Annotated in this window: 10 protein-coding genes; all 10 read left to right on the top strand. The window is 55.1% G+C overall.

The genetic code is table 11. The features are described 5' to 3' along the window. The first annotated feature begins 338 nt into the window (after window positions 1-338). The gene (locus PAT3040_RS29435; RefSeq protein WP_108995489.1) at window positions 339-1,673 is read left to right on the top strand and encodes a vWA domain-containing protein; all 1,335 of its coding nucleotides are present in this window, start codon (window positions 339-341) and stop codon (window positions 1,671-1,673) included. A gap of 234 nt (window positions 1,674-1,907) precedes the next feature. Next, window positions 1,908-2,762, top strand: a complete 855-nt coding sequence (locus PAT3040_RS29430; RefSeq protein ID WP_087569115.1) for an AraC family transcriptional regulator — start codon at window positions 1,908-1,910, stop codon at window positions 2,760-2,762. Window positions 2,763-2,824: 62 nt separating this feature from the next. After that, window positions 2,825-4,621 (top strand): cache domain-containing sensor histidine kinase, encoded by a 1,797-nt coding sequence (locus PAT3040_RS29425; protein WP_108995488.1) that lies wholly within the window; start codon window positions 2,825-2,827, stop codon window positions 4,619-4,621. Window positions 4,622-4,624: 3 nt separating this feature from the next. Further along, on the top strand, window positions 4,625-6,262 hold the full coding sequence (locus PAT3040_RS29420; RefSeq protein WP_108995490.1) for a response regulator: 1,638 nt from the start codon (window positions 4,625-4,627) through the stop codon (window positions 6,260-6,262). A gap of 124 nt (window positions 6,263-6,386) precedes the next feature. Continuing rightward, window positions 6,387-7,991, top strand: coding sequence for an extracellular solute-binding protein (locus PAT3040_RS29415; protein ID WP_108995487.1), 1,605 nt, complete (start codon window positions 6,387-6,389; stop codon window positions 7,989-7,991). Window positions 7,992-8,024: 33 nt separating this feature from the next. After that, window positions 8,025-8,987, top strand: a complete 963-nt coding sequence (locus tag PAT3040_RS29410) for an ABC transporter permease (protein ID WP_108995486.1) — start codon at window positions 8,025-8,027, stop codon at window positions 8,985-8,987. 13 nt (window positions 8,988-9,000) lie between these two features. Next, on the top strand, window positions 9,001-9,897 hold the full coding sequence (locus PAT3040_RS29405; RefSeq protein ID WP_108995485.1) for a carbohydrate ABC transporter permease: 897 nt from the start codon (window positions 9,001-9,003) through the stop codon (window positions 9,895-9,897). An 82-nt stretch (window positions 9,898-9,979) separates the two neighbouring features. Next, window positions 9,980-11,995 (top strand): alpha-L-arabinofuranosidase family protein, encoded by a 2,016-nt coding sequence (locus tag PAT3040_RS29400; protein ID WP_108995484.1) that lies wholly within the window; start codon window positions 9,980-9,982, stop codon window positions 11,993-11,995. A gap of 10 nt (window positions 11,996-12,005) precedes the next feature. Further along, window positions 12,006-13,772: a glycoside hydrolase family 2 protein gene (locus PAT3040_RS29395; RefSeq protein WP_108995483.1), complete on the top strand. Its 1,767-nt coding sequence runs from the start codon at window positions 12,006-12,008 to the stop codon at window positions 13,770-13,772. Window positions 13,773-13,880: 108 nt separating this feature from the next. Then, on the top strand, window positions 13,881-14,601 hold a 721-nt coding region (locus PAT3040_RS29390; protein ID WP_108995482.1), incomplete at its 3' end, for a phytanoyl-CoA dioxygenase family protein.

Here is a 14,601-nt window from a genome sequence, read left to right as displayed (position 1 = left end):
AAATACAAAAAACACGATGCGGGATAGTCTGAGGGTTATTTAATCGACAGTCTCTTTTTTCGGGTTGCAGCGCTCAAAGTAACTCTGCGCGGAGCTGTAACCCGATTTTCTCGGGCAGCAGCGTTCAAAGTAGCTCTGACAGGCGGGGGCGAGCATATGTGTATGAAAAAGCGAGTACAATACCGTGCGGACTGGCGGGGGCGAGCATATGTGTATGAAAAAGCGAGTACAAGGGGGCGCGGATGGGTTGGGGCGTTTTGCGAATAATAGCCTGACCTAGCAACATATGCCAATCCCTGGACGTTAGAGGAGTATATACACATAAGGGGGTTGTGGCAATGATGAGAGCGTATTCGTCGAAGGGGCCAAAAAAGGGGCGGCAATCGCGGCTGCGTGGACTGGCGGGAGTGCTGCTTGCGATGGTTATTGTCTTGAGCGCGTGTTCCGGCGCGGACAATAACGCGGGCAGCCGAAGCACGGAAGGCGCGTCAAACGCTGCGTCTGCCGAAAAGGGGAACAGCGGGAACGCTCCTCGAGAGGCTTTAGGGGAATCGGACAGGAGCCCCACTTCTTCCGAGCCGAAAAAAGAAATAGTTGAACGCAACGGAGTTTACACCAATCCGAAACAGAAGATTCAGGCCGGGCAGCTGACCGCGGGAGAGTGGGATGACTTGGCGGCATGGGAAGGCTTCAACAATCTGCTTAACAGCCAGGAGGGCGACAGCAGCAAACGCTTCTGGGGCTTTTGGCAATTTCATCGGCTGGAGGTAATTGTCTCGGCTAACGGCAGAGCCGTATCCGATGCGGAGGTCGTCCTGCAAGCCGACAACCAGGCGGTCTGGCAGGCGAGGACCAATACGGACGGCATCGCGTATGTCTATGCAGGGCTGTACGAGCAACGCGCTTTAAAGACCAGCAATGCCTACAATGTGCAAGTCAGCTTCGGACAGGAACAGAAAACGACGCAGGGGCTGGACATAACGAGACAGGGCAGCGTCAAGGTGGATTTGGGGTCTGGGGTGCCAGGGACGGAGCCGTCCGAGAAGGTTGATCTGATGTTTGTCGTTGATACGACGGGTTCGATGAAGGATGAGCTGGATTATTTGGAAGCTGAGCTTAAGGACGTCGTGGAACGGGTGGCGGACGAACATGCCAATCAGCTGGGGATCAGGGTCAGCGCCAACTTTTACCGGGATGCAGGGGACGAATATATTACGAGGCCTTATCCTTTTACGACGAATATAAATGAGGTGATCGACCAGTTCAGCGAGCAGAATGCGAGAGGCGGAGGCGATTATCCGGAAGCCGTCGACCAGGCGCTCAGGGATGGTATTCATAAGCACGACTGGAGCGAGGAGGCCCGGGCGCGCTTGCTGTTTCTGGTGCTGGATGCTCCGCCGCACGAGGATGCCCAAGTCATCGAAGAGGTGCACAGGCTTATCGAAGATGCTTCGGAAAAAGGCATTCGCATCATTCCGGTCGCTTCGAGCGGCGTAAATGCGGATACGGAGTATTTGCTGCGGTTCATGGCCGTTGCGACAGGCGGAACCTATCTGTTCCTGACCGATGACAGCGGGATCGGAGGCGATCACCTGGAGCCGGCGGTGGGCGAATACGAAGTTAAGCTGCTTAATGATTTATTAGTTGAAGTTATTAACCGTTATGTGAGCTGACTGTCTAGCGAGAGTCGGTCACTGAAGAGGCACTTGCGGGAAAACGGCTGCGAAAGGCGGCAATTCCAACGTAAGTGTCTTTTTGTGGATTTGGAAATATCATTATGTTAGGTTTACGGATTTAAAAATTCGTAATATTATAGGTTTCTATCCTATTTTAACCGTACTAATGGCGAAATAGAGAATGGTAATATTATTGTCATTTTGTTATATGGATGAAAGGTGGCGTCGGAGGTGCGGGAATACGATTACGAGTACGCGGACTTTATTTATTACACGCCGGGCGAGCTCGACAAGGCGGGCGGTCTATGGCCTGTTCGGGCGGGAAGATGCCTGGCCAAGCCCCATTATAAAGTCGGACCCAAAAGAATCGAGTGCTACAGTCTTCACTTCGTGAGGGAGGGCAGGCTTCGCCTGGAGTACGAGGGCCGGCAGATCGAGCTTCGAAAGGGCGACATCTTCTGTCTATTCCCGGATCGCACGTACTTTTACGATATGCTTCCCGCGGAGCGGGAGCTCGAGATGAGCTGGCTGGCCATGGACGGTGAACGGGTAAAGCCGCTGCTTGCGCTGGCGGGGCTTACGGAGGAAAGGCCCTTCCGCGCAGAAGCTATAACTCCGCAAGGAGCGGCTGCCGTTAACTGCGCGATTGAAGCGATGGAGCGGGTTCAAAGGTGGCACCCGGCCGCGGCGCTTGAACTGCAAGGCCTCTTGTGCGGGTTATTGGCGTCCCTCATGCCCCGGGAGCAGGATCAACAGATCCAAGAACTGGCGGGCTGGATCCGCGAATGCGAAGAGTATATGGAGCTGCACGCTTCGGAAGGCATTACGGTTCAGCAGGTCGCGGATTTCGCGGGGGTGCACCGTTCGTATTTTACCCAGGTGTTTACGGCCCGGACGGGTATGCCGCCGATGAAGTACTTGCAGATGATCCGCATGGAGAAGGCCAGGCGGCTCTTGATCGATACCGATGCCACGGTGACGGAGATCGGTCTGTCGCTCGGCTATCCCAACCTTTATACGTTTACGAGGGCTTTCAAAATCTATTTCAAGCAATCCCCTCTAACTTTAAGGAAAGCCCAAGCTTAGCAAATTCAATCGAAATCAAATTGTAAGCGATTGCATTTCTCCGTGAAAAGGAGTTGTCCGCAATGAAGCTGTCCACTCTCAGGCGATGGATATCGCCCAGCTTAAGCATTCAAGGGAAAATATTTCTTGCGTTCAGTCTCGTCGCGCTGCTCTCCATTCTTTCCATAACCGGCATCGTGTACGTCAACATGCGCGACACGATCAAGTCCAACGCGGTGACCTCGGTGTCGGACAGCATCCGCCAGGCGGACGAATCCCTGAACATCATGCTGGAGGAGATCGATCGGCTGAATATGGTCGTCGTCATCAACAAAAACACCGTCATCGATACGTTGATCAGCCCGTCGGTGGAGATCAGCCACGAATGGTTCCAGGAGCAGAAGCGAATCGAGGAGTTTCTGTCGTCCTTAATCACATACAAACCTTACATTTCCCGGATCGCCGTCGTCGGCTTGAACGGAAAGGTGTTTTTCTCCGGGGGGCCATGGCTGGACAGTACGATCCTTGGAACGCCGACGATGGAATACATGCTGCGCAATGGATCGCGTCATGCGTATTTAAAGCAGACGGGCGTCGCGGAGACGATTACGGTAGGGCGCGAGATCCGCTATAACCGCGAAACGATCGGCGTGGTTATGGTCGATCTGCGTTACGATTTTATCCGGAAAACGTACGGCGTTAAGCCGACCGCCGACAGTATGCTGTACGTGCTGGATCAGCAAAATGGATTCGTGTACCGCCCTGACCAGACGCCTTCGTTCGCTCCTTCCGACCAGAAGATTATCGACTTGAAAAGAGAACTCGCGGGCAAAGGCGACGTTGTGGAGAAGGTGATTGACGGCCGGTCCTTTATCGTGGTCAGCCGGCAGTCCGACCATACAGGCTGGTCGACGCTGGCGCTTATACCGCTGGACTCTCTGCTTAGCGAGTCGACCCAACTGCGGAACTTGATGCTGGAAGTATCGGTTATCGTCCTTATCGTCGTTCTAATCGGCTCCTTGCAGGTGTCGTCCCGCATCACGATCAATATTCGCCGATTGAAAGCCATGATGATGCTGGTCAAGGACGGCAATCTGACGTTTCCGAAAAAAGAGATTAAAACCAAAGATGAAGTGGGGCAACTGTACCATGTTTTCATCGGCATGGTGGAGGAACTTAAGCGGCTGCTCGAAGGGATTCGCGTGAGCGAAAAAGAGAAGCGAGAGGCTGAACTGACGGCGCTTCAGGCGCAAATCCGCCCTCATTTTCTATACAATTCGCTCAACACCATCAAATATTTGGCCAAGCTGAACGGGGCGCCCAATATCGAGGAGGTATCCGGCTCGCTGATCGATCTGATGAGGGGCGTACTGGGCAACTCGAATGAATATTTGACGGTGCGGGAGGAGCTGGACTACGTGCGAAGCTTCATTTCCATCGTCAAATACAAATATATGGAGCCGATCGTCGTTCACGAGGAAATCGGGGACCCGTCCTTGCTGGATAGCCGGATGCTGAAGCTGACGCTTCAGCCGATCGTGGAGAACGCGATTCTGCATGGAATCGGATCGCGGGAGCAGGGCGGCTTCGTGACGATCCGGGTGTACGAGGAGCATCGCGATCTCATGATCGAAGTGACGGACAACGGCAAAGGAATGACCTCGGAGCAGATGGAGCTGCTTCTGGGCGGGCAGGGGACGAAGACGACGTCCTCCCGATTCAGCGGCATGGGCGTGCGCAACGTGCACGAGAGAATCGTACGTTCGTTCGACGAACCATACGGAATTAAACTGTACAGCGAACCGGGCTTATATACAAAGGTCGAAATTCGGATTCCCAATCTGCGGGGCCCGGCGGGCTCCGAACAAGAGGTGAGCTAGATGATGTATCGGGTACTGTTGGTAGACGACGAGCCGCTTGCACGCAACGACCTTCGTTCCTTATTGGATTTCCGCGCGCATGGATTCGATATATGCGGCGAAGCCCAAAATGGAGAGACGGCACTGGCTATGATTCAGCAATCCCCGCCTGATGTCGCCGTCATTGACGTCAACATGCCGGGGATGAACGGCGTGGATCTTAACCGTATGATCAAGCAGAGTTATCCCGCGGTTCAGACCATTATGCTAAGCAGCTACGATGATTACGATTACGTTCGTGATTGTTTGAAAAACGGTTCGGTCGATTATTTGCTTAAGCACAGGCTCGACGGTGAAACGCTGCTCGCTCTGCTCGGGAAGGCGGTTCGGGAGAAGCGGGCGGCCGAAGCCGCAAACGCAACGAAGGATAACGGCACTTCATCCGGGCAATCGCCTCCGTTCCGTCCGGAAGCGATCCGAGGCCACATCGCGGATTTGGTAAGAGGCAAAGCCGAAGCCGCAGCAGAGCTGGAAGCAATCGCAGTGCGGCATGGCATGTATGCGAAGGCGGCTTTGTATACGACGGCGGTGCTGCAGATCGTCCCCTTCTTGCTGCTGACGGAATCCAATACCGACGTTCAGACGAACCGGATGGTCCAGCAGGCCGTCGATCTCATGCAGCAGAGTCTCGGCGATGTCCGTGAGCGTACGGCCGCTTACGTGGAGGAGGGGCGAATCATCGTCTTGTTCGCCTTCCGGGAGCGCAGCGAAAATGCAGCCGCAACCGAAGCGGCCAGAAGCATGAGCAAACTTCGCCATGCGCTGGAGATGTATCTGAATTTGAAGTCGATCTATGCGGTCGGACACGTATGCGGCAGTCTGTCGAAGCTCGGGGCGAGCTACGCTTCCGCTGAGAAGGCCCTCGACGCGAGCGCCGCATCCGCCAGCTTCGAGACGGGAAGCGGGAAGCGGGAACATCGCGTCGCGCTCACGATCGAGGAGCAGAAGCAACTGCTGCTCGCCATCGAGAGGCTGGACGGCCAAGGCGCGCAGCGCTTGATCGCCTCCGTGTTCGAGCGGATCCGCTCGTTGCCGCTGCATTCGCATGCGGTGCAGATGATCGTCAGCGAGCTGCTGCATATCGGCGACAAAGCGTTGAAAAAAGGAGTTCCGTCCCCATCCGGAGCGGCGGAAGGGGATCGCCTGCCCTCGCGAAGCGAGTTGAACTGGCTCGGCAGCGTTGGCGAACTGGAGGAGTGGATGCAATCGTTTTATGGCGTCTTGCTGCGGCTGCTCAAGGAGCGCCATGCGACGGGCACTTATTCCCGCCATGTGTCGCAGGCGATCGGCTTCATTTTGGAAAAGTATTCGGGCAGCGTGACGCTGGAGCTGGCTGCGAGCGTCATTGGACTGAACGCATCCTATCTGAGTCGGATCTTTAAGGATGAGACGCAGTCGACGTTTTCCGAATACGTGAACCGCGTGCGGGTCGACGCGGCACGAAGGCTGCTGGAGAGCGGTCAATATTCCATTAAGCAGATCAGCGATCAAGCGGGCTTTTCCACGCATAATTATTTTTTCAAGGTGTTTAAGGAGGCGACGGGCATGACGCCGCAGGCGTATTGCAACAGTCTCGGAGGCGGACCTGGAACGAAGCCGTAAAATATGTAGAGTAAATAGTCATATATGTGTAATTTGCCGTCATTGGCAGTGACTTATAATGGGGAAACACCGACGGCAAACGCTTACAATGATCGGTGAATCGATATACTGGAGGTTTATGTACATGCGCAAACAATGGGGGAAATACGCGCTTGCGACGATGATCGTCACCGGATTGATCGCATCAGGCTGCAGCAACGGGAACAGCGGCGACAACGGCAATGGCGGCAACGGAGGCAATCCGGGAGGCGCCAATGGGTCGAATTCGTCTGAAGGCGGCGTAAAGACGGACGGGTTCCCGATCGTCGAGACGCCGATCACGCTGAAGATGTTCACTCGCGTCGCGCCTGTAAACGGGCCTTTCAAAGATATGCCTGTATTCCAGGATTACGAGAAGCTGAGCAATATCAAAGTAGAGTTCATCGAGACGCCGACAGACGGCTTCGCGGAGAAGAAGAACCTGCTGTTCGCATCCAACGAGCTGCCGGACGCCATATTCCGTTCCGGGCTGTCGCAGCTCGAGTCGATCCGCTACGGAACGGCGGGACAACTGATTCCGCTGGAAGGCCTGATTGAGGAATATGCCCCTAATCTAAAGAGCCTCATGGAGCAGTATCCGGAGATCCGCGCTGGCATCACGACGCCGGAGGGTCATATCTACGCCATTCCAGGTATCGTAACGCTCGGCTCCGCGCGGACCGACAAACGGTGGATCAACCAGTCGTGGCTGGATAAGCTGGGCCTGAATGTGCCGACAACGACGGATGATCTGTACAACGTGCTGACGGCCTTCCGCGACAGCGACATGAACGGAAACGGGCAAGCGGACGAAATTCCGTTGACGGCGCGGGTCGGCATGCCGATCGTCAACCAAATGGCGGGGGCTTTCGGACTGGATTCGCAGCTCGGCTACAACATCAACCTCGAAGACGACAAGGTGGATATTTGGAGCGGCAACGATCGTCATAAGGAACTGCTTATGTATTTGAACAAGCTGTATAAGGAGAAGCTGATCGACCAGGAAATTTTCTCCCATACGGAAGCGCAATTTCTCGCCAAGCAAGGAACGGGCAACACGGGCTATTTCTTCGACCAGACGAACAACAACTTTCTCTCGATCCAGGATCAATATGTGGGCATCGCGCCGCCGGAAGGTCCGCACGGAGACCGCTTGCACAGCCAGATCTTGCCGGTGCCGCGCGATTACGGCGCATTCGCCATCACATCGGTCAACAAACATCCGGAAGCAACGATGCGTTGGATCGATTACTTCTACAGCGACGAAGGCTCCACGTTGCTGCGCTTCGGCCGGGAAGGCGAGCATTACGAAATGAAGGACGGCATTCCTTATTACAAGGAGGAATTGCTTGCCGTCGCGGAAGCCCAAGCGAAAATTACGCCATATGCGGGCGGGGGCGCGCCTCACATCATCAGCGATAAAGTAGCGTCGTTTATCAACCCGCCTCAAGTGCAAGAAGCGTTCGAAGCGCTGGAGCCGTATCTGCCGGAAATCCGCTATGCTTCGCCGATGTTCGACGAGGCGACCGCTCAGCAGGTCAATATTTTGCGCAACGACATCGACAAATATATCGAAGAACAAAGCACGAAGTTCATCGTTGGGGCGCTCAGCTTCGACAAGTGGGGCGAATTCCAATCCACGCTAGAAAAGATGAACGTTGCCGAGCTCGAGAAGCTTTACCAGGAAGCCTATGACAAGATGGACAAATAAATCGGACGTTATACGGAGAAGGAGGGGTTGCCCATGAACAGCATGATGGAAAGCGCGGGGGCCGCCCCTGCACCCGCCCGCAACAAGAAAGGCGCGGGGCTGTTAAAGAAAATGGCAAAGCGGTATGATCTGTACCTCATGCTGCTGCTGCCGCTCGCCTTCTATTTGATCTTCCATTACGGGCCACTGTACGGCCTGCAAATCGCTTTTAAAAACTTCAACCCGGCCAAAGGCATAATGGATAGTCCATGGGTAGGTTTTATCCATTTCGAACGCTTCTTCGACTCGTATTACTTTTGGCGGTTGCTGTGGAATACGTTATCCATTAATCTGTTGTCTTTGCTGATCGCTTTCCCGATTCCGATTCTGCTGGCGCTGATCGTTAATGAGATTCGGAGCAGGACATTTAGCAAGCTTCTGCAAAATATTACGTACATTCCGCATTTCATCTCCGTGGTCGTCATTGTAGGCATCCTGCAGGCGCTGCTTTCGCCTACGGCGGGTCCGATCAACCAAATGATCGAGCTGTTCGGCGGAACGCCGATTCGATTTATGGAGAGCGCCGGCTGGTTCAAGCCGGTCTACATCGGCTCGAACATTTGGCAGAGCATGGGGTGGCAGTCCATTATCTACATCGCCGCCCTCAGCGGGGTAAACCCTCAGCTGTACGAGGCGGCCAAGATGGACGGCGCCTCGCGGCTCCGCCGCATCTGGCATGTGTCGCTGCCGGGCATTATTCCGGTCATCGTCATTTTGCTTATACTCGATGTCGGCCACTTTATGAACGTCGGCTTCGAGAAAATTTTGCTTATGCAAAACAACCTGAACCTGGAATCCAGCGACGTCATCTCCACGTTCGTCTACACGACGGGCATCTTGAAGGGCGAATACAGCTATACGGCGGCGATCGGTCTGTTTAACTCGGTCATCAACCTCATCCTGCTGCTGCTGGTCAACAGGTTCGCTCGCAAGACGTCGGAGACGAGCTTATGGTAAAGGAGGAGTCGCTATGGAAAAGGTGCAAGTGAAGTCAAAACCGTCGGATGAAAAGCTGTTCGACATCATCTTGTATGTCATAGCAGCGGTCATTATGGTCATTGTTTTGTATCCGCTCCTGTTCACGGTCAGCGCTTCGTTTAGCGATCCGTCCAAGGTATTGAACGGACAAGTATGGCTGCTGCCGAAAGGAGCCAACATCGAGGCGTACGCCAATATCTTGAAAAACGACAAGATCTGGAGCGGCTACGGCAACTCGATTCTGTATACCGTCGTCGGCACCATCATTAACATCGTGTTGACGACCCTCGCGGCATACCCGTTGTCGAGACCCGATCTGCCTTTGCGCAACGGCATTATGGTTCTGATTACGCTGACGATGTTTTTCGGCGGCGGACTTATCCCGGTTTATTTGCTGGTCCGGGATCTCGGGATGGTCGACACGATGTGGGCGCTGATCGTGCCGGGCGCTATCGCCACTTACAATCTGATCGTCATGCGGACATACTTCCAATCCAGCATCCCTTGGGAGCTGCAGGAGGCGGCCCATATGGACGGCTGCAGCAATTGGAGATTGCTCGTAAGCATCATCCTTCCGCTATCGAAGCCCATCCTGGCCGTTATGGTGTTGTTCTACGCGGTCGGACATTGGAATTCGTTTTTCAACGCGCTGATATATATCCGCGACGAGGCCAAATATCCGTTGCAGCTCGTGCTCCGCGAAATCTTGCTGATCAGCCAATCGGCTCAAATCGACGGCGGCAGCGTCGGTCTGGAGAAACAAATTTTGCTCGCGGAAAGCATTAAATTTGCAGTCATCATCGTGTCCAGCCTGCCCGTGCTGATCATGTATCCCTTCGTGCAGAAGCATTTTGTCAAAGGCGTCATGATCGGCTCCATCAAAGGATAAAAGGTTGTTCAAAAAGTCCGCTTTTGATCACGAAGTATAGTTTGAATGCACATTATAATTAACGTTTCATTGGAGGTCCGTTGTGAATAAAAACGCGAAAATAACAGTCGATTGCGGCGGAGCAAGCGAACATGCCGTCAACCCGTACCTGTTCGGGCACTTTGTCGAGGACATCCGCGACCATATGGAAGCTATGCTGGCCTTCCCGCTCAAGGATATGGATTTCGAAAGCGAATCCGAAACGAAACGGGAAATTTCCGGTAGCTGGTATGCCTATACGAACGGCCGAGGCACCAAATACGCGCTGGAGGCGCCCGCACCCAAGCATTCGGGGCGAGCGCAGCGCATCCGCGCGATGAGCGACGACGAAGCGTATGCCGGCATCGCGCAGAAGGCGGCTCTCAAGGGACCTGCGGATTACACGGTTAAGGTCGTCGCTCGGGCATCCGTCGAATTAAAAGAGCTTATCGTGGAAGCGGCGGACCGTCGTACAGGGGAAACGCTGGGTCGGGTGTCTATTGCATTAACCAGCCATAACTGGCGGGAATACGAAACGAGCCTGTCCGTCTCCCGCGCCTGCGCCGATGCCGAGCTTCGCGTCTATATCCCGGCGGATCATCCCCGGTGGACGGATCACGTGTCGACCGGCATGCTGTGGCTCGACCACGTGTCCCTGCTTGCAGCGGACAGCATCGCCATGGTGAAGCGCGAGGTCATCGACATGACGAGGGATCTGAACGCCGGCATGATGCGGCTTTCGGGCAACTACATCAGCGCGTACCACTGGGAACACGGCATCGGTCCCGTCCTGGAGCGGCCGGTTATGTACAACGAAGCATGGGGCGGCTGGACGAGCAAATATTTCGGCACGGACGAATTTATCGCCTTTTGCCGGGAGCTGGGCGTAGAGCCTCTCATCTCCGTCAACGACGGATCCGGGACGCCGCAGGAAGCGGCGGAATGGATTCAATATTGCAACGGCGACGCCGACACGCCGATGGGCGCCCTGCGCGCCGCGAACGGCCATCCCGAGCCGTACGGCGTCAAGTATTGGGAAATCGGCAACGAGGTGTGGGGACAATGGCAGGTCGGAACCTGCACAGCCGAGGAGTTCGCCGCGCGCACCGTATCGTTCGCCGAGGCGATGAAGGCGGCCGATCCGTCGATCGCGCTGCTCGCTTGCGGCCATTACGATCAGGAGTGGAACAAGCCGGTGCTCGAGCAAGCCGGCGAACGGATCGATTATCTGACTCTGCACATCTACCACGGGTACGGACCGTTTGGCATGAACCGCGACACGCCTGCGGAGGACCGGTATAAGGCGATCTCCGCCTTTCCCGAATTCACCCGGCATTACGTGCGGGAGACGACGAAGAGCATCAAGGCGAATCCAAAGCACGCCCACGTAAAAATCGCCGTTACGGAATACAACACGATGTATTACCCGAACACCATTCGCAAGGGACTGCCGAACGAACATACGCTGGGCGCGGCAGTGGCTAACGCGGCCAACCTCAACGAGATGCTGCGCGGAAGCGACATGGTGCACATCGGCAGCTTCTCCGATCTGGTTAACGGCTGGCTTGGGGGCTGCATCCGGGTAGGCGATTATTATGCCGACCAATATTGCGGCAAGCAGTCCGGCTGGAGCGGAAGACCGCTTGACGTATACGGGACGCCGACTTACGAGGTCTTGAAGCTGTATGCGAACCGCGGATTGCGTCATATGCTTCCCGTGCGGACAGAAAGCGACACGTTCGCCGTTCCGGCCTTAAAGAAAACGCCGGTCGCGCTGGACGCGCTGCCGGAGCTGGATGTCGCGGCAGGCGTTAGCGGAGCGGGCGATACGGTTACGGTATTTATCGTGAACCGCGGGCTGGAAGAAGTCAATGCCGTGCTTGATCTTGCTGGTTTCGACGCGGCTGAAGAGACGGTGCTGTACGAAATTACCGGCGATAGCTATGACGCCATCAACAGCGTCTTCGAGCCGGAGAACATTTTGTGCCGCGACCGGGTCGTTCCGGCGGCGGAGTGGCAAAGCGGCGTTCCGCTGCGGCCGTCCTCCGTCTATGCGGCAGTATTCCAAGCGAAAGTGTAGGAGGCGCGCCATGACGACGAAATCGTATATAAAAGACTATCCAAGACCTCAACTCGTGCGCGGCGATTGGCTTAATCTTAACGGCGATTGGGACTTCCGCTTCGACGACGCCAATGTTGGCGAGAAGGAGAAGTGGCAGGAGACGTTCGAGGCAACTCACCGGATTACCGTGCCGTTTACTTACGAAACCAAGGCGAGCGGCATCGGGATCGAGACCTTTCATCCTCAGGTTTGGTATAGCAGGATGATCGCCGTTCCGGCGGAGGCGGCGGGGAAACGGGCGATTCTGCATTTCCAGGCCGTGGACTACGAAGCGAAAGTATGGGTGAACGGCGAACTGGCCGGCGGTCATCAGGGCGGCTACGCGGCTTTCTCGATCGATATGACGCCATATTTGGCGTTCGGCGCCGACAACCGGATTACGGTCAAGGTAACGGACAGCGACAGCTGCTACCAGCCCAGGGGCAAGCAGCGCTGGACCCCGGACAACTTCGAATGTTTTTACGTTCAGACCACGGGCATTTGGCAGACCGTTTGGATGGAGTATGTGGAGGAGAAGCGGTTGGACGCGGTCAAAATAACGCCGGATCTCGATCGTCATATCGTACGGTTCGATTACGAGGTTAACGGTGTTGCGGCAGGCGGCGACGATCTGCTGCTGGAAGCGATCGTCACGTTTAAGGGCCGGCCCGTCAAGCGGGTCGCGCTGGGAATCGACCGTCCCTGTCTCTCCGTGGAGGTCGATCTTAACCACGAGGCGACCGGGCCGTGGAAGCGGGCGTATTGGACGCCCGCCCGTCCGAACTTGTACGACGTGGAGTTCGTCCTGACATCGGGAGGACGGGTCGTCGACCGGGCGCTCTCTTATTTCGGCATGCGCAAGATTTCAATCGAGAACGGCAAGGTGCTGCTTAATAATACGCCGATCTATCAACGTCTTATTTTGGACCAAGGTTATTGGACGGACAGCCATCTGACGCCGCCAAACGAAGAAGCGTTGATCGAGGACATCGACCTGATCATGGAGATGGGCTACAACGGCGTGCGCAAGCATATGAAGATCGAGGATGCCCGTTTCCTGTATTGGTGCGACGTGAAGGGACTTCTCGTCTGGTCGGAGATGGCGGCGACCTTCGAATTCCACGATCGAGCGGTAAATGCGTTTACGAAGGAATGGCTCGAGATCGTCAAGCAGCAGCATAATCATCCCAGCATCATTACGTGGGTACCGTTTAACGAGTCGTGGGGCATCGGAAATATTCTTCGCGACGAGAGGCAGCAGAAGTTTACCGAGGGCATCTACCATCTCACCAAGTCGTTCGATCCGCATCGTCCTGTCATCGTAAACGACGGCTGGGAGCATACCGTCTCGGATATCGTGACGCTGCACGATTATGTCGCGACCGGCGAAGGATTTCTGCAGCGTTATCGGGACAACAAGGACGCAATCGTGTCGGGCGAGACGACCTGCAACCAATGGAAGTATGCCCTCGCCAAAGGTTACAGCTACCGGGGGCAGCCCATTATCATCAGCGAATTCGGCGGCATCGCGTTCCAGTCGGATAAGGGCTGGGGCTATGGAGAGCAAGTGGCGTCAGTGGAAGCGTTTATGGAGCGATTTAAAGGGCTTACGCAAGCGATCAAGTCCGTCGATTATATTTGCGGATATTGTTATACGCAGGTGACCGACGTGCAGCAGGAAATTAACGGCCTGCTGACGGAGGACCGCAAGCCGAAGGTGCCGCTGGAGCAAATCCGTGCGATCAATCTTGGCTAACATCCGAAAAAAAGCGTACTTTTGCCGAACGAACCATAAGATTGGGGCCCCTTCCCTCTGATAAGATCATCTTGCAGGGACAATGATGGATTAAACGGAGGGAATGCCATGAGTCACGCGGTTATTTCTGAACAAGAAGCGGCCTATTACCGGGAAAACGGATATTTGCTTCATAAAAAGCAGCTATTCGGACCGGAGAAAATGAAAGAGCTTAGCGACATTTTCGAGGAGCAATGGGAGTTGGTCGGAAGAAAGCTCAACAGCGAGCTGGACACGCCGCACTTTCGCGACGAGAGATTGCTGAAGTTCCTTCTCAGCGAAGAAGTGCTGGATTTGGTAGAGCCGATCATCGGCCCGAATATTGGACTTTGGTCAAGCCATTTCATTTGCAAGGAGCCTTTGGTCGGAAAGCAGACGCCATGGCATGAAGATTCTGCATACTGGAAGGGAAGATTGAGCCGCTTCGACAAGATCGTGACCGTATGGCTGGCGATCGATCCGAGCAACAAGGAGAATGGCTGCATGCGCGTTATTCCGGGCTCTCACAGCAACGGCTTCTCGGATTACGAGGATGTCGACGGGGCTCAGAACATCTTCGAGACGGAAATAAAAAACGTGGATCCCGAGAAGGCGGTTTATTTCGAACTTGAGCCGGGCGAATGCTCGCTGCACGATTCTCGTATTATTCACGGCGCGGCGCCCAACACAAGTCCTTATCGACGCTGCGGCTATACGATGCGTTACTTTGCGACCGACGCCAAGGTGATTCCGGAAAAGAATCCCGGTTTTAAAGTATGGCTGGCCCGAGGCGTCGATCTAGCCGGAAACC

This window comes from Paenibacillus agaridevorans, assembly GCF_003112455.1.
Classification (GTDB): domain Bacteria; phylum Bacillota; class Bacilli; order Paenibacillales; family Paenibacillaceae; genus Pristimantibacillus; species Pristimantibacillus agaridevorans.
The sequence above is the reverse complement of the archived record's forward strand: the minus strand, read 5'-3'. Positions and strand labels throughout refer to the sequence as shown.